Here is a 17,318-nt window from a genome sequence, read left to right as displayed (position 1 = left end):
GCGCATCCCCAAGCGCTCGCGCAGGCATTTGGCTTGATCAAGGATGCTGCGAGGCGTCCTTGGCTTCCGTCTGATGAGGCCGGCGCGTTCCAGCGTCAGCACCATCGGGTGAACCGAAGGCGGGCTGACGAGGAAATATTCCTGCATGTCGGTTTCGGCCGGGGGCCTGCGATGCAGCCGGGTACAGAGGTGGACAAAAGCCAGATACTGCCCCTGCGTGGGCGTGAAAGGTTTTGTCGAAGGACTCAGGCCGGCCATCCGATTCAGTTGTTCGTGGGTGCCTCGAACGAGGAGGCACGCCATGAATGTACGCTATCGGGGCGAACTCAGCCAAATCGAGCGCACCGAACGTGAGGGCGCTGCTTAGCGCCGGCAAGCATGCGTCCCGGAAGCTCCTGCTGGCCGCCGATGCCGAGACCAGCGACGAGGAGATCGCAAGGAGCGTCGGCGTGAGCGGCTCGACCGTGTACCGGACAAAGCGACGCTTCGTGGAAGGCAATCTGGAGCGGGCGCTGAGCGAAGAGCCGCGTCCCGGGCGGAACGCAAACTCACGGGCAAGGAAGAAGCCTTGCTGGTGGCGACAGCCTGCGCCAGTCCGCCAAAGGGCCGTGCCCGCTGGACGCTAAAGCTGCTGGCGGGTCCGATGGTCAAGCTCACCGAGAACAAGAGCCTGTCGCACGAGACGGTTCGGCGGCGCCTGGGCGAGAATGGCCTCAAGCCCTGGCGCAAAGACATGTGGTGCATTCCGCAGGTCGACGGCGAATACGTCGCCCGCATGGAGGATGTGCTCGACCTCTATGCCGAGGCGCCCGACTCCAGGCGGCCAGTGGTGTGCTTCAACGAAAGCCCGGTGCAACTCATCGGCGAAACGCGTCAGCCCATCCCGGCCAAGCCCCGCAGGCTCGAACGTTACGTTTATGAGTATCGTCGCAATGGCACTGTTAATCTCTTCGTTCTCCTCGACGTGCATCGTCCCTGGCGCAGGTCAAGGTCACCGAGCGGCGAGCGGCAAGAGATTACGCCCAATGCATGCGTGATCTCGTCGACATCCATTATCCCAACGCCGAGATCATCCGGGTCGTCCAGGACAATTTATCGACCCACTCCGCGGTGCCCTCTATCAGGCGTTCCCGCCCGCCGAAGCCAGGCGGATTTTGCGACGGCTCGAGTTCCAATACACCCCAAAACACGCAAGCTGGCTCAACATGATCGAAATCGAACTCGGCGTCCTGCGGGCTAGGTCAGCGTTTTCTTGGTTCGAATCATATCAGGCGGCGTCGGCGAGTTTGTAGGACCAGGTATGGACGACGGGATGGCGATTGACGTCGTCGATTCCGGCCATGATGCGCTCTTTGAGTTCATACTTTGATGTCACCCGGATGTGACGCAGGACGGAGCGGGCGAACTTGGAGAAGAAGCCCTCGATGAGGTTGAGCCAGGAGCCGTGCTTGGGCGTGAAGGTAAACTGGAAGCGGCCTGCCGGTCGTGTGTCGAGCCAGGCTCTGGTTTCTCTCGAGATGTGTGCGGAATGATTGTCGAGGATCAACTTGATCGCGGTCCCGGCCGGATAGGCGGCATCGAGGAGCTTGAGGAATTCGATGAACGGCTACGGTGGCGGTCTTTAACGAGCGCGTGGACCTTCCCGGTGAGCAGGTCAATCCCCGCCAACAGGCTGAGCGTGCCGTGACGTTTGTACTCATGATCGCGCGCGAAGGTCGCATGCACGCCCGGCACGGGCGGCAGATCTGGCGCTGTCGTCGCGATGGCCTGGATTCCAGGCTTCTCGTCGTAGGAGACGATCGCTACCGGTTTGTCCGATTTCTTCGACTTGGCGGCGGGCTTTTTTCAGGACCTGGACCTCGCGATAGACATACAGAACCTCCGCCATTTTCTGCTCGAACTCGGCGTCGCGGTTTTCAAGGTAGTAGCGCACCTTGTGCGGCTTGATTTCCTCCTGGCCGAGAAGCTTGCACACCGTGCCCTGAACCAGATGGGCGAGACATTCATGTCCGGCCCCCGGTCCGTGCTCGCGCGCATGGCGGGCCAGCAGCCGCGTCGTCCACAATTCGTGCGGATAGCCGTGCTCCTTGGCCTTGTCGCACGCCAGAGAGACCAGCCACGCCTTGGCCTCCGGCGTGATCACCGGCTCCCTGCCCGGTCGCGGGCGCTCGTCGAGCGCAGTCAATGCACCGTCAGCCACCGCCCGCTCGACGCAGCGCTGGACCGTCTGATGATGGGCACCAAGTCTTTGTCCCACCGCAAAGAACGACGGGGTCTCGCGGTAGGCAAGCAGCATCGCGGCCCGCGACACCCGGCGCGCCGGTTCGGTCCTCGACCGCGAAAGAGCCGTCAACGTTTCGATCTCCTCATTGGTCATCGCCAACTCGACCGCTTGCCGCCATCCTGCCATGATGAAACTCCTCGTTCAGTCAATCGCAAACGAGGAATCCACAAACAAACGTCCCGTTCCATGCCTGCCAACTTCACGGAATCGGTCGTCTAGTGCCTCGATCGCAGGATCGACCACCCCAAGCGACTGCGCCGCGAAATCACCGCCTGGGAACGACAACGAAATGCCGCCCGCTCCCGCGTCAAATGGATGTTCACAACAGACAAGGCTCGCGCCAAAATGGCAGGCGCCTATCCCGCCACTTCCAAAGAGTCATAATCACTGTGACGAGGTAATAGGTTTTTCTGCAAGCTCGTGAAAGAGGCTCAGAGTCTTGCGGGTGCGATGGCAAAATCGCCTTTTGGAGTTCTCAACGGCGCCTTTGAAGCGCGAGAGAGTCCGCATGGGCGTCACGCGCTTTGTCCGGAAATGGCGCGAGAGTGCTAGCGCAAAGTCGCAGCCAGGACGGTCGAAACACTCTAATCTGCCACCACGAGCCTTGAAGGTGGTTCCCTCCCGGAGGATAGATCACTGGTCGGAACTGCTCCAAATTCTTTTCCCAGAATCTAGCTGTCTCGCAGACCAAGTTGAGCGGATCTCCTGCAGGAGAAGCTTCAATGAGGGTGAGGATTCTCTCCAGCGCGGCTGAGGCATTGCCGCGGCATTTGTCGTTATCGCGCGCAACTTGGCCCGGGTCGTTGTCTACTTTCTGACAGCGGGGCGGCTGTAGGGCAGAATCGGCATCCCTATGGGGCGAACATCTCTCAAAACGGCTCAGAAGCTTAATAGCTCCGTTGGCACATTAGTTGCCATGTGAAATCCGGAAACATGCAGTGACAGGAGAGCGGGATGTATTCACACGCGCAGAAGTCTGACAAGCTCGATACCACCAATGTTAAACGTAATCTTCGATCCCTCTTCGAACCGGACGGAGTTGCCGTGATCGGTGCCTCACCGAAACCGAGCCTCGCGAAAAATATCCTTAACAGTATTGTGTCTTCCGGCTTTGCTGGAAAGATTGCTGCAGTTAACCCGAACTACGCAAAGGTCGACGACGTGGACTGCTACAGCTCCATCTCAAATGTTCCCTTCCACATCGACCTTGCCGTGCTATGTGTTCGGGCCGAGAACATTCTTGCTTTGCTAGAAGAATGCAAGCAACAATTGGTCGGTGTCGCACAAATCATATCGAGCGGATTCGCGGAACTCGACTCTGAGGAAGGTCGCACAAGGCAGCAGCAAATTCAGCGTTGGGCAAATGACTCGACGACACCAGTCGTGATCGGTCCCAATACTCTAGGAGTGATCAATCTACACCGGCCGATAATTGCCGTAGGAGACAGCAAGACACCCGAAATCGTGCCAGGAGCCGTTAGTGGTGTCTTTCAGAGCGGACAGATGATCACGATGATGCATCCGCTAATGGGAAGGGGTATTGGGATCAGCAAGATCGCGACCACTGGTAACGAAGTCAGCGTCACGACAGCTGAACTAATCGATTTTTTCGCTGACGATGTGCAAACAAAAGTTATCGTTAGCTACTGCGAGGGCATTAAGGATCCAGAAAACTTCGCCATTGCCTGCACGCGCGCAAGGCAACAAGGAAAGCCGGTCATTATGTTGCGCGTCGGCGCTCATCCCGAGGTGCGAAAGGGAATAAACCGACATACGGCAACAGAGGCCGCGAACACCTACGAACGTGACATCCGTTTGTTGGACGACCTAGGCGTGATCACGGTTGATTCCGCCGAGGACTTGGTCGAAACCGTCGTGGCATTCAACGCGTGCCGCAGGCCGCGTGGCAATCGCGTAGCATTTGCAAGTTTTTCAGGCGGAATGGGCAATATCATGGCCGACCTGATCTTGTCGACGCGCAGCTTGAAACTGGCTTCATTCTCCAACGAATTGCGCATGCAACTGGCAGAGGTTCTTCCGAGATTTTCGAACTGCTTCAATCCGCTAGATCTGAGTGCTCAGAGTGCTTTTGATACTGAAATCCTGATCCGTTGCATGCAGCTGCTCGGACGGAGCGGTGAGTTCGACATCCTTATCTGGGGCAAGGACCTGCCGATGAGCATCGAAGACGAGTCTCCGGTTGGCCTCGCTCTCAGTCAGCTAATGGCACAGTATCCGGAAGTTATTGTTATGCCGGTCTCCCAAATGACCGGACCCTATCGCGACATAGAGATTAATAGAGGCCCGCCCATGTTCGCCGGTCGAGCGATTTTGCAAGGTACGGCGGTCTCGGTTCGAGCCCTGGGCAAAGTGATCGCGTGGCATGCCTTAGCGTCTTGACCGGAGCTGCCGAAAAGCAAGCGGCAGGTTCAGCAATGAGGAAGGGCTACGTTCCTCTTTGTCACGGGTCGATGAGCACGACCGAGTTTGCCCTTGAACGCGACGAAGATAATCGGCTTCAGCAAAGTCGATCATCGGGTCGGATCCATGTTCACCTAACAATAGTCCTAGAGCCACGCCCAGTGGCGGTCGACGGTCAGGGCCTGGACGAGCCGCAGACAGATCTTGACATTGGGCTTCGCACCGCATAGGTTCGTCAGTCCTAGCCGCTCCAGCATGTTCGTCGACTTCATGTGCTGGCGAGATCGCGACACCTCTGCAACGCAGGGCCGGTCATGCATCCAGCGCTGCTTGAGCGGGCAATTGTCATCGACCTTACGCGGCACGTAGTCGGGCGCATTGCGCAAATACTCTGCGCTGAATCTCCTCAGCTGGAATGAGCGGGAGGCGATGAAGACCTCAGAATTCTAGAATGTGAAAACGCGTTCACTTGGAACAGGACTGTCACTGAAAGCTCGACAGCGAGACGGGTGCCTTCTCAGCCAACGCCAATCGCGATCAACAACGCTCGCTTTTCTTCCCCAGGCGGCCCGACCGCACCGTACCTCCGCGAGGTCGCGCCGGTCATAGATCTAGTAGCGCGCTCATACCGGGAGTTCAGAATCACGTAGCGGAACCGTTCCTTCAGCTTTCAATAAGCGCGGCAAGCTGGTTAGGGCGCAGTTCCATGCTGATTGCCGCGGCCGCACCTTCACCGACGCATCCAGGCGCTTTTGTAGGCCGAGAAGGCATGCCCCCCAAGTTCCTGCGTGACCTGCTTCACCTTCTGCGTCGAGACGCCTTGCACGTACATGTCGGACCACGCCGCCACCAGCGCCTTCTCCGAACGCTGATAGCGCTCGAGCAGCTTGGTCGAGGACCGCCCCCTGGCAATCCTGGGCACCTTCAGCTCGAACTTGGCAGCCCGAGTGATCAGTGAGCGGGTGTAGCAGCGACGATAGCCAAGCCGCGCTTCGGTGCGCTCCCCTTACTCCGCCTTTCTCCGCGCCAAGCGTCTCCGTCATCTCAGCTTCAAGCGTCTCTTGTACCGCAGCCTGGATCAGCGGCTTGAGGAACTCCTTATCCAAACCGACAGTTGTGGGACGGCAGAGACATCCGCCCTAATCTTCGCCGCTGTCATTCCGGTCCCTGCTCATCTGTAAGCGCTTATCCGCAACCCTATTGAGGCTGGCTGACGTTTTGCGGAATCGCCACGGCATGAGGTCTTAGACGGCTATGGGGATGGCCGTCGATGATGGCCTCGAGTGTTTCGGCGATGTAGGCGGCCGGGTTGATGTCGTTGAGCTTGCAGGTAGCGACGAGCGACGCAAGCAAGGCCCAATTTTCAGCCCCGACCTCATGACCGGCGAAGAGAGCGTTTTTCCTGGTCAGGCAGACTGGCCGGATGGCGGTCTCGACCGGGTTGGTGTCGAGCTGGAGACGCCCGTCTTCGAGGAAGCGGGTCAGCCCCTGCCAATGATTGAGCGCATAGCGGATATCCCCGGCGAGCGTCGAACCGCCGGAGATCATCGACAGCTGTTTCTCGAACCACGACTTTAACGCGGCGACCATGGGCAGCGAGTGCTCTTTGCGCGTGGCCAACCGGATGTCCGGCGATGAGCCGCGCACCGTGGCTTCGATGGCGTAAAGCTGCGCGATGTGCCGAACAGCTGCCGCGGCGATCGGTGACTTGCTGTTACGGGCCAATTGACGAAGCGCCGGCGCAAATGGCTCCAGCAATCCACGAGTGTCCATGGTCCTTGCGGTCGAACGACTTCGGTCAGCCGGTCATAACCGTCATAGGCATCGCATTGCAGGAAGAGTCCGCCAAAGCCACCCAGGAACTGCTCAGCAAAGGCACCGCTGCGACCGGGGGCATATCGGAACAGCACGATCGGAGGACTTGGGCCGCTGTGGCCGCGGCCGTCGGAGACGATCGCCCAGAAGTAGCCCTTCTTCGTTTGGCCTCGCCCGGGATCGAGCACCGGCGCCGTGGTTTCGTCCATGAACAGACGATCCGCCATGGCCAGGCGGCGGCGCATGTGGTCCGCGATCGGCTGAAGATGGAAGCAGGCGCGGCTGGACCAGTTGCCCAGTGTCGCCCGATCAAGCCGGATCCCCTGGCGCGCATAGATCTAGGCCTGACGGTAAAACGGCGTATGGTCGCCAAACTTGGAGACGATCACGTTCGCAATGGCCGCTTCGGTCGGCAGCACACTGGGCACGACGTGCTCCGGCGCGTGGGCCTGCACGACAGGGCCCGAGCAGTGGTGACAGATGTATTTCGGGCGGCGCGTGACCAGCACGCGCCATTGCGCCGGGATCACGTCGAGACGTTTGCTGACGTCCTCGCCGATCTTCGTCATGGCGCCGCAACCGCACGGACAAGCGTGCTCGCAGGCTCGATGATGCGTTCACTCGAGGCAAATGGGCAGGCAAGCAGCCGCGATTGCGATGAGAACCTTCCGGCACGCTCCGCGATCCACCCTGGATCACAGCCTCGGCTCTCTCCTGCGCCGCGTCCAGGATGCCTTGCGCGATCTCCACGTCTTCCAGCGGCAAGTGATACTGACTTGGCCGCAGCTTCTCGGATTTCGCGCCGAACTTCTCGCGTCGCAATTCGCCGAGAATGACCTCCAACCTCCAACCGACGCCGCGCCTCTTCCGACGTCGCCAGTGCCGCCTGATGCTCGCTCAAGGCAGCCTGCGTTTGCCCAAAAGCGCCTTCAGGCGTTCGTTTTCGTTGCGCAGCGCCGCAATGCTCATGCGCTATTTCGAGCACATCGTCACGGCGCGTGCCACGTTCAAAATAGCTCCCGAGTCAATCTGCCGCAGTTATCCAGCCGCCTGGGGACGCCGCGCTTCTTCCGGGCGCACCAACCTCCAATCCAGACCCTCGAAGAGGGCTACGAACATCGCTGGCGATATGCGCATCAGGCCGTCTGCGATCGTTGGCCAAACGAACTTGCAGCCTTCGAGGCGCTTGTGAACTAACACCAGGCCCGTTCGATCCCAGACCAAGATCTTGATCCGGTCCGCTCGTTTCGATCGGAACACGAAGGCTGCGCCGCTGAACGGGTCGAGGCGAAGCATCTCCTGCACCTTCGCCGCAAGTCCATCGTGGCCACAGCGGAAGTCGATGGGCCGCGTCGCGATGTAAATCTTCAGATCGGCACCGGCCGCGATCATCGTGACGCTCGCACTGCGCGGATCACCCGGCACAGCTGCTCGCCATCTATGGCGGGGTCCGTCCGCAGCACGACATCGCCAATCGCGATCTCAAGCTTGATCGCCGGAACCTGACGCTCCTGCAACGCGCCTTCCACGACCAGCGGCGCGAATGTCGACTGCGACGCCTCGCACGGCGCCAACATGCCTCGCTGTCGAAAGCGTCGTCGCCAATCGTAAATCTGCCAGCGCGTTGCTCCGTGCTTGCGCGCCACCTCGGACACCTGGGCACCCGGTAGTAGACTCTCGGCCACGATCCGAGCTCTCTCAGCCTCCGAACGCACGCGGCGTCCCGACGGTCCTTCAAGCACCTCCAGCCGGCTCACCCGCCCTCCCGATGAGCCGTCCAAATGGACGTCCTTTTTGCTGTCCAATCCCATCCCAAACCTCCGTCCAAGCCGGAGGCTTCTTTCGCACAGCTATACCGATCCCGAAGCAAGGGTTCCGGCTAAGCGCTTACGCTCATCTCCGAGCGGCGATCTTCGAAACCACCGGAGTTACCAGAGCGCTCCCGCCGCTGAGCTTTGGCGAAACCTCCTGCACAACCATCACGGCGTGGCTCGCCGCGCACCAGTCTGCAGGACGGCCCTGGCTGCGCAACGAAAGTTCCAGACGGTCTGCTTTCAGCTTCCTGCCGGAGAAAAGCTCGCCGACAGCGCTCCTCGTACAGTGGTTTCCTCCGGGAAGGCGGCCTGTACACATGGACAGCGCTAACGACCGAAAACGTTAGCACTCCGAAGCAAACTCTTGGCTCATAAACTTGGCCCGATTTGGCTGACTTCGCCACGCGCTTCTTGGCGCGAATCCACCATTGTGAACAGCCGTCTCACGCAGGCGCTTTGTTTGGCGGCATTTCTTCAAAGCAACGGTCTCGGCGCTCAGACGGGCGGCTTTGTCCATGGTGTCGACCGAGACATTCCGCCAAGAACGCCGGTGTTGATTTCGAGCATACCCATGTCGCCTCTCGGCCCGCAGTCGGGACCGTACGTGACGTCGCTGTGCGGAGACTCGGGCCTTCTTAGAAAGGCATCGAGACTCGTGGTCTCGTCGATTTAATCGATCCACACTGAACTCGGTTCGGTGAAGGCAAACGTGATGTTCGGCGACTGGTCGTCGGTGGAGGCAGAGCTCAGCCATTCGATTCCGGCAAATTGCCCCGAGGCAGCTTGGTTGGGAGGTTTTGTGACAGGGGCGTACGGACTAGCGGGAATATCGAGTTCGATTTCGCGTAGAACCTCCAGTATCGCTTCGGGACGATTACCACTCTCAAACATCGCGTATTTGAACGCTTGAGCGCGGCTCACGAACAGACCGCCAAAAACGCCATTTCGTTCGCGCGCGACCCAATTTCCGCGACTGTTCCTTCCAACAAAAACGACAGTTGACGCTGCACGGTAAGCTAAGGGAAGTCCGACAAGACCCATGTTTTAAACTCCTTCGAACAGCAGAGGTGGAGCACAATCCGGCCGCTTATCCCGTTGAAGGTCATGCTGCTGCGATTGCCGGTCGAGCTTTTCGTACTTGCTCGCAACGCGTGCCCATCCGGCGATGGCAGCGCCAGAGAGGCTCCAAACGAGCGGTCTGTAGCGGGACGGCCGCTCAGGCGCATTCTCGTGCTGTCGTCTCTGCTGCCGTTGCAAGACAGCCACTCCTAAAGTTTCAGGGTCTGTGATCCTCGTCCTCCCAACCTCATACAGGAGGCGCCTTCATGACTATCACCCTCAAGTAACCTCTAACTAGCCTGAGCGCCGGAATCTCCTCCAAGAAATAGGGAGGTTCATCATCGAGTTGATCTGAGGCCGCAAACAGGACCAGCTCTATACGACCTATTCCATGAACTTGGGAGTCATGGAACGGGACGTTCATTTCTGGACTCCACGTTTGCGATTGAGTGGAGGAAACGTTTGATCATCGCATGATGGCGGCAAGCGGTCGAGTTGGCGATTGCTGATAGCGAGATTGAAAGAGCGCATCCTGGCTGGAATTGACGACATCGATCGCCATTGCATCGCCCATACTTGGTCCGACAAACTCGCCGACGCCGCCGGATATGTTTCGAACGAAGAAAACGCTGACCTAGTTAAGCGGCGGCCCGGCTGCGGGCCTATTTTGCAACGCCGCGACGCGCTCGGGATCTGTGTCAGTTGGAGAAAGGCACGAGCATAGTTGGTGGCGGAGATGCGGCTGAAGCAGCTGTAGAGGGCAGACTGAGGAAGCGATGTCAGCTACCAGCGTGCGATGAAGAAGCGTTTGAAGACGATCTACGACAGCGCGTCCATTCTGTAGTCGATTCCGAACATGCCCCCTGCCCCATAAGCAGGTGACGTGTGCCAGATGCGCGGCCGAGATCATGCAACCGTTCCGCCGCGACCGAGTTCCGCACCTTCATCGTCTGGTCAAATCGTTGGCCGAGCACGACCGCCCTTCTCGCGCCGGAGGTGGGGCTAGAGGCTCCGCTTAGCGGCAGCTCGTGCATACCTATTCACTCGATCAAATTGGCTGCTGCGGGCATTCTTGGTAAGATCTACCTCTACGGCAGGCATTCGATCGACTGAAGTTGGGGATCTTAACCGCGCAGTGCGGCTGCTGAATCAGTGCGACAGTGCGAGGTTTACCTTGCGAAGAGAGCTGTGGACCGATCAATACGTTTACGACGAGGAAAGAGGAAGGTTGCTCCGGGATCCGCCAACCATGGCTCGCGCTACGTTCGCCAGCTTTGAGCCCGATTGGGCTGCTAGAGCCGGCTCCGCAAATTTGAACAGGTCGATAGGTGGAGTTTCTGCCTGACAGCGGGCACGCTGATGCCTACGAATCAGGAGCGACGATTAACAGACGAGCACGCCGGAACCACACACCGGCCTTCAAGGCGGAGGTGGCGCCTGCCGCCGTCAAGGGCGACCGGACATAGCTCAGCTGGCCGAGCAGTTCGACGTCCACCCCAATCAGGTTACGGCGTAGAAGGCGCAGTGAAGGGTGGCGGCTTCCGGAGTTTTGACCTGGCAGCGCTGCGTATAGCGCGACAATCTAGATGGGAAGCGCGCGACAATCAGGATGGCGAAGTGATGATTGCCGCGATGATTGTCGCGCGCAAGAGTTTTGTTCGCTCTGATTGTCGCGGAGCGTCAATCAGCGAGTGTTTTTGGTGTCGTGTGCGAGGATGGTCGCCCTGGACCGCGCTTCCACCCGAGCGCGGTGCGCCTGCGATAGCTTTCGACGTTCATCTCGACGATGGTGGCGTGGTGAACGAGGCGATCGATGGCGGCGAGCGTCATAGCAGGGTCCGGGAAGACCCTGTTCCACTCTCCGAAGGGCTGATTGGCGGTGATCAGCATGGAACGCCGCTCGTAGCGTGCGCTGATGAGCTCGAACAGCACGCTGGTCTCGGCCTGGTCCTTGGTGACGTAGGCAAGATCATCGCAGATCAGGAGGTCGAAGCGATCGAGGCGGTTAATGGCGGCCTCGAGATTGAGCTCACGCCGCGCCACCTGGAGCTTCTGGACGAGATCGGTGGTGCGGGTGAAGAGGACGCGCCATCCATTCTCGATAAGGGCCAGGCCGATGGCTGCCGCCAAGTGACTCTTGCCGCCGCCGGGCGAACCAGCGTCATAATGCCGGGTGTCTAGGATCCGAGATTGAGATCCTCTCCCCGTTTCATCCGCGATGCGGAGCGTCAGTCGTTGTCGCCTGCAAGCGGCTCGGCGATGAGACGCATTTTGTTATCAGACAGCCTGATGCCACGTTAACGCTTCTGCCGGCATGGATGGCGGCTCCCGCCGCCGCTTCCTTCCGAGTGATAGCTGATCCGCAGCTTCCGGTGGATCGTCTGCTGGAGGTGCGCGTTCTCGTCGATGCGGTCTTAGCCTCCTCTTCCAGGGAATCATCCCATTCGCGAGGAGGCGGTCATGGCGGACGCATCACGTCGTCAGGGGGATCTTTTCGAGAACCCTCCAACATACAGCAGCATTCCGATCGAAGCTCACCAGCAGATGCTGGAGCTCTTAAAGGAGCTTCTGGCCGAAGCGCTCACCGACAGCGCGGCCGAGACACGCGACGTGAGCGGGGAGGACAGCGGTGAGCAAGATCACGCCTGAGCACCTTGCTCGCCAGGCCGCCGTCTACATTCGTCAGTCGACGGCCGACCAGGTTATCAACAACAAAGAGAGCCAGCGCCGCCAGTACGGCTTGGCCGACCGTGCGCGCCAGCTGGGCTGGAGCGAGGTGATCGTGATCGACGATGATCTCGGTCGCTCTGGTGGCGGCACCGCGCGTCCCGGGTTCGAGAAGCTACTCACCGCGATTTGCGAAGGGCGAGTTGGCGCTGTGGTCTCGATCGAGGCCTCTGGGCTGGCCCGCAACGGCAGGGACTGGCATACGCTCCTGGAGTTCTGCGGGCTCGTTGGAACGCTGATCGTCGATGAGGATGGCGTCTACGATCCGCGCCACCCCAATGATCGCCTTCTGCTCGGCATGAAGGGCACAATGAGCGAGATGGAGCTGTCGATCTTTCGGCAGCGCTCGCTTGAGGCCTTGAAGCAGAAGGCGCGCAGGGGTGAGCTCTTCCTCAACGTTGCCATCGGCTATATCAAAGTCTCCCACGATCAGATCGAGAAGGATCCTGATCGACGCATTCAGGAGGCGCTCACACTCGTGTTCGCCAAGTTCGCCGAGATGCAGACGCTGCGCCAGGTCCACCTATGGTTACGGCAAGAGCGAATCGCCTTGCCTGCAGTCAGCCGTGGCCCCGAGGGCCGTCACGTCGAGTGGAAGTTACCCGTCTACAACACGATCCGCCACATCCTGACCAATCCGATCTATGCTGGCACCTACGCCTTCGGGCGTTCAGGCAGTCGGGTGACGATCGAGGCCGGCCGCAAGAGAATCGTGCGGGGCTTCCGCCGGGAGCGCAGCAACTGGGAGGTTTTGATCAAGGACCACCATGAGGGCTACATTACATGGGCGGAGTTCGAGAGGAATCAGCGTTTGATCGCCGATAACGCCAATGGGAAGAGCTTCATGAGTCGTGGCTCGGTCCGCTGCGGTGAGGCCCTTCTTGCGGGGCTCCTTCGTTGCGGTCACTGCGGTCGTAAACTTCACGTTGCCTACAGCGGCACGCACAGCAACGTCGGGCGCTATCATTGCCGCGGCAGCCAGATCAATCATGGCGGAGAGCCATGCATCTCGTTCGGCGGCCTGCGTGTGGATGCCGCAATCAGCACCGAAGTCATCGCGCGCCTGCAGCCGCTCGGAGTCCAAGCTGCGCTGTCTGCCATGGAGGACCGCGGCCGGGAGCACGCCGAGAAGCTGAGTCAACTTGAACTTGCTCTTGAGCAAGCGCGCTATGAGGCCACTCGGGCTCGTCGGCGATATGAGGCTGTCGATCCCGACAATCGCCTGGTCGCCGGCGAGCTGGAGCGACGTTGGAATGAACGCCTGCTGGCCGCCCGCGCGCTCGAGGAAGAGCGCGGTGCACTGTTGGCCAAGCCGGAGAGTCCTCTGAGCGAGGCGGACCGCGAGCGGTTGCTCGCGCTTGGCTCCGATTTGGAGCGGGCCTGGAACAGTCCTGGGGCGACGCCTGCCACGCGCAAGCGGATCATCCGAACCTTAGCCACGAAGTCGTTGTACGCGTCGGCGATGCGGCAATTGAGCTTGTGATCCACTGGCAGGGCGGCGATCACACAGCGCTAAAGACCAGAAAGAACCGCACGGGCCAACATCGCTGGAGCACATCCGCAGATGTCATCGATCTCGTGCGTGTTCTGGCACGCCAGATGCCCGACGGCACGATCGCAGCGGTCCTCAACCGAGCGGGCAAGTCGACGGGGCGGGGTAACAGCTGGACCCGCGCCCGCGTTCGCCACTTGCGCAACCAGCAAGCTATCGCGCCCTACCGGGAAGGCGAACGCATGGAGAGAGGAGAAATCACTCTGGACGAAGCCGCTGCTGTGTTGAAGGTCAGCCCATCGACGGTTCGCCGCCTGATCGCGGAGCGAAGCTTGCCCGCGCACCAGCTGTGCAAGGGCGCACCCTGGGTGATTAAGGCGCCTGACCTGGAGCACCCCGAGGTCAGGAATGCCGCGCAGGCGCGGCGTGTCCGGCGCCCGTCGTCTGGCGATCTGCGCCAAAGAGAGCTTGAACTATAATGGCATAGCGAGGTGGGCAGTATGAATCGGACTCGGGCGGGCCGAACAGCAGCAGATTGGCGCCCTTGCCGAGCCAACTATCGCCGGCGGCGAGCGCGGCCACCTGCGCCTTGGAGATCATCGGCACAGCCTCGAAGTCGAAGTTGTCGAAGGTCTTTCCAGCGGGCAGCCGCGCCTCGAGGAGGTGGCGCTCGACCCGGCGGCGACCGCGTTCGGCGATCTCGTGCTCGGCAATGGTGGCGAGGAAGCGGGCCGCCGGCCAGCCTTCCTTGTCGGACTGCTCGGCAAATTGCGGCCACAGCACCTTAATGGCGGGCAGCCGCAACTCGTTGAGCGACAGATTGAGGCGCGCGGTGTCGACTGTGTTGGCCATGCTCATGCGGCACCTCCGATCTCGCCGGCACCGATGAGGCACTCATAGCTGGCGAGCGGGGCGAGCTGCACCACGAGCTGCGGCATGCAGGCCGGATCGGGCGCAAGTAAGCGCACAGCCGTCCGAGGTCGGGCAGTTGGCCAGCGTTAAGGTCAGCCGCGAGCTGATCGGCGAGTTCGGCCTTGCAGCCGCGCTCATGGGCCAGTGCGAGCAGATCGACCATGAGCCGGCAGGCCTTCTTGTCCGGCAGCCGTTCGCGCAAGCGATCGAAGGTTCGGCGATAGGCATCACGCGGGAACAGCCGATCACGGTAGACGAGATTGAGCAGCGCCAGTGGCTTGCGCCGCAAGGAATGGATCACGTGCCGATAATCGACGACGTGGTCGTGCTTGCCGTTGGGATGCGGCCGCCCACGCGGCAAGTGACGAGATGGGTGCCGCCGACGAACACGTCCAGACGATGGTCGTAAAGGCGCACCCGCAGTTGGTGCCCGATCAAACGCGACGGCACGGTGTAGAACACCTTGCGCAAGGTGAAGCCGCCGCTTGAGGTCACGCGGACAATCACCTCCTCGTAATCCGAGGTGCGGCGATCTGGCAGCGCCGGCAGGGTGGCGCGCTCGTGGTCGATGCGTTTGGTGTTCCGGGCATTGCGGCGATCTCGTCGATGAAGCCGCGATAGGCGGCGAGATCATCGAAGTCGGCAGTGCCGCGCAACAGCAGCGCATCGGCGATCGTGGGCTTGAGATGGCCATGCGAGCTCTCGATCGCCCCGTTCTCGTGGGCGATGCCGCGATTGTTGCGGGAAGGCCGCATGCCGTAGTGGGCGCAGAGGTCCTCGTACCGCCGGGGCAGATCGTCCCTCGTCACTGAACCTGGGCACCTCAGCTTCCTCGGGGCCGACGAGAGGACGAACTCGTGAATGCGTATTTACGCGATGGTCGCGGGCGACTATTTGGTCGTCTTGACCCGCATAATGCTGCTGTGCCGGCCGTCGACGCTGACTGGCACGTCGCCATGGACGGTGGCGCGGCGAACGACGCGATGCTGATCGCCGTAATCAGTTACTGCATCATGCTGGGTAGCTCGATTGTCCCAGATCGCGAGATCGCCTGCCTTCCAGTTCCAGCGCACAGTGTTTTCGGGCGCGGCGATATGAGCCTGCAGCAAATCGAACGTAAGCGCGATTTTCTTCGCACGCCGGCGGTTTTGATGGATTGCCCTGGTATCGCGCGATACCGGGCCGTTCAGGCAGTGGCGGCTTTGTGGAAGTTGAAGGGCAGCAGGTCTGTAATATCGGCGTCGCCGGCGCGCTGAGGCAATTCGGTGAGGACGTGGCGCAACCACGCTAACGGCTCGACACGTGAGGCGCGGCAGGACAGCATCAGGCTATAGACGACGGCACTGGCCTTGGCTCCGTCCACAGTATCGCTGAACAACCAACTCTTCCTGCCAGTTGCAAAAACCCTGATGTCGCGCTCCAGAAGATTGTTGTCAATCGGCATGCTGCCGTCCCCGGTGTAGCGCGTCAGATATTCCCATTGGTTCTGGGTGTAGGATACGGCATCGCCGAGCTTGCTGTCAGGCAAGACCTTCGGGGCCATGTCATCGAGCCATACTTTGAGAGCATTGAGGATGGGGACACTATGTTGCTGGCGGAAGCGGCGAATGCAGTCGGCCTGTGTTTCACCCTTCTCCGGTGTTCCGTCCCGCGCCTGCCTTTCAACCCGGTAGAGCTGTTCAAAGAACCGCAGCGCTTGCTCGGGCGGACCGCCGCCCTTCTTCCTGGCTTTGAGGGCATCGACAAAGCGCCGCCGGGAGTGGGCCATGCATCCAATGTGGGTGGCCCCTTCCAGCGTGCGCCATGCGGTATAGCCGTCACTCATCACAATGCCACGGTAATCGCCGAGGAAGGCTTGCGGGTGGATTTGGCCGCGGCCTGGCTGATAATCCAGAAGAACGATCGGCTCGTGGCTGCCCTTGCCGCTACGATAAGCCCACATGTACGATGTGCTGGTGGCCTTTTTGTCCTTCTCCTTGAGGACCTGAACCGTCGTCTCGTCGCCATGGATGAGAGGTTGTGATCTGAGCCGCAGCTTCAGGGCGTCGTAGATGCGACGCAGATGCTTCTCGCTCGAGCCAATCACCCAGTGGCCCAAAGCGCCGCGGCTGACAGGAACACCTGCACGTTCGAAGGCCTGCGCCAGGCGGTAGAGCGGCGTGCCATCGACATATTTGTGAACCAGCGCGAACGCCAGCGTCGAGGGCGTGGCAACGCTGCCCGGCAACGGTTGCGTCGGCATCGGCGCGGTCACAACACGGGCGTGGATCCCGGTGCGATCGCAATGGCGGCACGCATATTTGAAGCGCACATTCTGTAAAACCTTCGCCTTCACCTCGATATGAAGTTGCTCGGTGACAGCCTCGCCCATGCGATGCATCTGGCCACGGCAGCAAGGACACGCCTTCTGATCGTCGGACAGGTCATACTCGACGCGCTCACGAGGTAGGTTCCCCGGCAGCGGCCTCCGGCCGCGCTTCTTTCCCGTTGTGTTTTCGACGGGCGGCAAGCCCGTGTCCGGAAGTTCGGCGATATTGTTCGTTTCACTGCCGGCGTCATCCTCATCGGAGGCATGCTCGGCTTCATTGAAGAGACGATCAACATGCTTTTCGCTGCGCGGCGCAAAACGATGCAGGCGTGCCAGCGCCAGTTCTTCCTCGAGCTTGGCGACGCGGTCGGCGAGTTGATGGTTCTCCGCCTGCAGCGCAGCAATGCGTGCCAACAGCACTTCAACACTCGGATCGCCGGTTCGATTCATCGGATTCTTGAATCTGAACCGTACCGACGCGTCAAC

General features: G+C 60.4%; 13 protein-coding genes and 8 pseudogenes. 7 read left to right on the top strand and 14 right to left on the bottom strand.

The genetic code is table 11. The annotated features are described in order from the left end of the window. Nucleotides 1-301: 301 nt before the first annotated feature. Nucleotides 302-1,241, top strand: a pseudogene (locus tag BRA1417_RS40080) (IS630 family transposase); the annotation flags it as partial. A gap of 26 nt (nucleotides 1,242-1,267) precedes the next feature. Here the strand turns inward: BRA1417_RS40080 and BRA1417_RS44715 are convergent. Together BRA1417_RS44715 and BRA1417_RS44710 are read right to left on the bottom strand one after the other, a co-directional pair. Further along, nucleotides 1,268-1,600: a transposase gene (locus tag BRA1417_RS44715; protein ID WP_198034917.1), complete on the bottom strand. Its 333-nt coding sequence runs from the start codon at nucleotides 1,598-1,600 to the stop codon at nucleotides 1,268-1,270. Nucleotides 1,601-1,696: 96 nt separating this feature from the next. Next, complete coding sequence (locus tag BRA1417_RS44710) at nucleotides 1,697-2,410, bottom strand: helix-turn-helix domain-containing protein (protein WP_198034815.1); 714 nt, start codon at nucleotides 2,408-2,410, stop codon at nucleotides 1,697-1,699. A gap of 93 nt (nucleotides 2,411-2,503) precedes the next feature. Between BRA1417_RS44710 and BRA1417_RS45505 the strand changes: the two are divergent. After that, nucleotides 2,504-2,668: pseudogene (locus BRA1417_RS45505) on the top strand (IS630 family transposase); the annotation flags it as partial. Between the two features lie 570 nt (nucleotides 2,669-3,238). Further along, a complete protein-coding gene (locus tag BRA1417_RS0111190; protein WP_027515875.1) occupies nucleotides 3,239-4,684 on the top strand; it encodes a CoA-binding protein in 1,446 nt (481 codons plus the stop codon). Between the two features lie 167 nt (nucleotides 4,685-4,851). Here BRA1417_RS0111190 and BRA1417_RS0111185 read toward each other — a convergent pair whose 3' ends face one another. The 7 genes and pseudogenes from BRA1417_RS0111185 to BRA1417_RS43835 form a co-directional block, all read right to left on the bottom strand. Beyond that, entirely contained in the window at nucleotides 4,852-5,091 is a 240-nt protein-coding gene (locus tag BRA1417_RS0111185; RefSeq protein WP_027515874.1) for a hypothetical protein, read from the bottom strand. A gap of 344 nt (nucleotides 5,092-5,435) precedes the next feature. Beyond that, nucleotides 5,436-5,657 (bottom strand): transposase, encoded by a 222-nt coding sequence (locus tag BRA1417_RS41720; RefSeq protein WP_245286352.1) that lies wholly within the window; start codon nucleotides 5,655-5,657, stop codon nucleotides 5,436-5,438. A gap of 268 nt (nucleotides 5,658-5,925) precedes the next feature. Then, nucleotides 5,926-7,496, bottom strand: a pseudogene (locus tag BRA1417_RS46205) (IS66 family transposase); the annotation flags it as partial. 62 nt (nucleotides 7,497-7,558) lie between these two features. Beyond that, a complete protein-coding gene (gene tnpB / locus BRA1417_RS0111165) occupies nucleotides 7,559-7,912 on the bottom strand; it encodes an IS66 family insertion sequence element accessory protein TnpB (RefSeq protein WP_027515870.1) in 354 nt (117 codons plus the stop codon). Beyond that, complete coding sequence (locus BRA1417_RS0111160) at nucleotides 7,909-8,331, bottom strand: transposase (protein WP_027515869.1); 423 nt, start codon at nucleotides 8,329-8,331, stop codon at nucleotides 7,909-7,911. The genes tnpB and BRA1417_RS0111160 overlap by 4 nt, the downstream gene beginning before the upstream one ends. A gap of 672 nt (nucleotides 8,332-9,003) precedes the next feature. After that, the gene (locus tag BRA1417_RS46200; RefSeq protein WP_371259986.1) at nucleotides 9,004-9,375 is read right to left on the bottom strand and encodes a hypothetical protein; all 372 of its coding nucleotides are present in this window, start codon (nucleotides 9,373-9,375) and stop codon (nucleotides 9,004-9,006) included. 265 nt (nucleotides 9,376-9,640) lie between these two features. After that, the gene (locus BRA1417_RS43835; RefSeq protein ID WP_156948678.1) at nucleotides 9,641-9,817 is read right to left on the bottom strand and encodes a hypothetical protein; all 177 of its coding nucleotides are present in this window, start codon (nucleotides 9,815-9,817) and stop codon (nucleotides 9,641-9,643) included. Nucleotides 9,818-10,775: 958 nt separating this feature from the next. Between BRA1417_RS43835 and BRA1417_RS43830 the strand changes: the two are divergent. After that, nucleotides 10,776-10,903: pseudogene (locus BRA1417_RS43830) on the top strand (transposase); the annotation flags it as partial. Nucleotides 10,904-11,073: 170 nt separating this feature from the next. On the opposite strand, the pseudogene BRA1417_RS40055 reads toward BRA1417_RS43830, so the two are convergent. Continuing rightward, a pseudogene (locus tag BRA1417_RS40055) lies at nucleotides 11,074-11,550 on the bottom strand (ATP-binding protein); the annotation flags it as partial. A 303-nt stretch (nucleotides 11,551-11,853) separates the two neighbouring features. Between BRA1417_RS40055 and BRA1417_RS0111135 the strand changes: the two are divergent. The 3 genes from BRA1417_RS0111135 to BRA1417_RS46195 all read left to right on the top strand — a co-directional run bounded on the left by BRA1417_RS0111135 (nucleotide 11,854) and on the right by BRA1417_RS46195 (nucleotide 14,091). Beyond that, nucleotides 11,854-12,042: a hypothetical protein gene (locus BRA1417_RS0111135; protein WP_027515839.1), complete on the top strand. Its 189-nt coding sequence runs from the start codon at nucleotides 11,854-11,856 to the stop codon at nucleotides 12,040-12,042. Then, the gene (locus BRA1417_RS40050; protein ID WP_084462187.1) at nucleotides 12,023-13,603 is read left to right on the top strand and encodes a recombinase family protein; all 1,581 of its coding nucleotides are present in this window, start codon (nucleotides 12,023-12,025) and stop codon (nucleotides 13,601-13,603) included. Before BRA1417_RS0111135 ends, BRA1417_RS40050 begins: the two co-directional genes overlap by 20 nt. A gap of 116 nt (nucleotides 13,604-13,719) precedes the next feature. Continuing rightward, nucleotides 13,720-14,091 carry a helix-turn-helix domain-containing protein gene (locus BRA1417_RS46195; RefSeq protein WP_371260018.1) on the top strand — a complete coding sequence of 124 codons (372 nt, stop codon included), beginning with the start codon at nucleotides 13,720-13,722 and terminating at the stop codon, nucleotides 14,089-14,091. Nucleotides 14,092-14,125: 34 nt separating this feature from the next. Here the strand turns inward: BRA1417_RS46195 and BRA1417_RS40045 are convergent. The 4 genes and pseudogenes from BRA1417_RS40045 to BRA1417_RS0111100 form a co-directional block, all read right to left on the bottom strand. Then, nucleotides 14,126-14,470: pseudogene (locus BRA1417_RS40045) on the bottom strand (ATP-binding protein); the annotation flags it as partial. Further along, a pseudogene (locus BRA1417_RS42510) lies at nucleotides 14,467-15,327 on the bottom strand (IS21 family transposase); the annotation flags it as partial. The pseudogenes BRA1417_RS40045 and BRA1417_RS42510, both read right to left, overlap by 4 nt. Before the next feature lie 87 nt (nucleotides 15,328-15,414). Further along, nucleotides 15,415-15,618, bottom strand: a pseudogene (locus tag BRA1417_RS43825) (TauD/TfdA dioxygenase family protein); the annotation flags it as partial. Nucleotides 15,619-15,710: 92 nt separating this feature from the next. Beyond that, nucleotides 15,711-17,282 (bottom strand): IS66 family transposase, encoded by a 1,572-nt coding sequence (locus BRA1417_RS0111100; protein WP_027515865.1) that lies wholly within the window; start codon nucleotides 17,280-17,282, stop codon nucleotides 15,711-15,713. Nucleotides 17,283-17,318: the final 36 nt, after the last annotated feature.

This window comes from Bradyrhizobium sp. WSM1417 (assembly GCF_000515415.1).
In the GTDB taxonomy this organism is placed as follows: domain Bacteria; phylum Pseudomonadota; class Alphaproteobacteria; order Rhizobiales; family Xanthobacteraceae; genus Bradyrhizobium.
This window is presented reverse-complemented; position numbering and strand designations above follow the sequence as displayed.

Bases quoted from the DNA above. Each gene is read 5' to 3' on its own strand.
- BRA1417_RS44710 (WP_198034815.1), bottom strand. From the start codon at position 2,410: ATGGCAGGATGGCGGCAAGCGGTCGAGTTGGCGATGACCAATGAGGAG.
- BRA1417_RS0111190 (WP_027515875.1), top strand. From the start codon at position 3,239: ATGTATTCACACGCGCAGAAGTCTGACAAGCTCGATACCACCAATGTT.
- tnpB (WP_027515870.1), bottom strand. From the start codon at position 7,912: ATGATCGCGGCCGGTGCCGATCTGAAGATTTACATCGCGACGCGGCCC.
- BRA1417_RS0111160 (WP_027515869.1), bottom strand. From the start codon at position 8,331: ATGGGATTGGACAGCAAAAAGGACGTCCATTTGGACGGCTCATCGGGA.
- BRA1417_RS46200 (WP_371259986.1), bottom strand. From the start codon at position 9,375: ATGGGTCTTGTCGGACTTCCCTTAGCTTACCGTGCAGCGTCAACTGTC.
- BRA1417_RS43835 (WP_156948678.1), bottom strand. From the start codon at position 9,817: ATGAACGTCCCGTTCCATGACTCCCAAGTTCATGGAATAGGTCGTATA.
- BRA1417_RS0111135 (WP_027515839.1), top strand. From the start codon at position 11,854: ATGGCGGACGCATCACGTCGTCAGGGGGATCTTTTCGAGAACCCTCCA.
- BRA1417_RS46195 (WP_371260018.1), top strand. From the start codon at position 13,720: ATGCCCGACGGCACGATCGCAGCGGTCCTCAACCGAGCGGGCAAGTCG.
- BRA1417_RS0111100 (WP_027515865.1), bottom strand. From the start codon at position 17,282: ATGAATCGAACCGGCGATCCGAGTGTTGAAGTGCTGTTGGCACGCATT.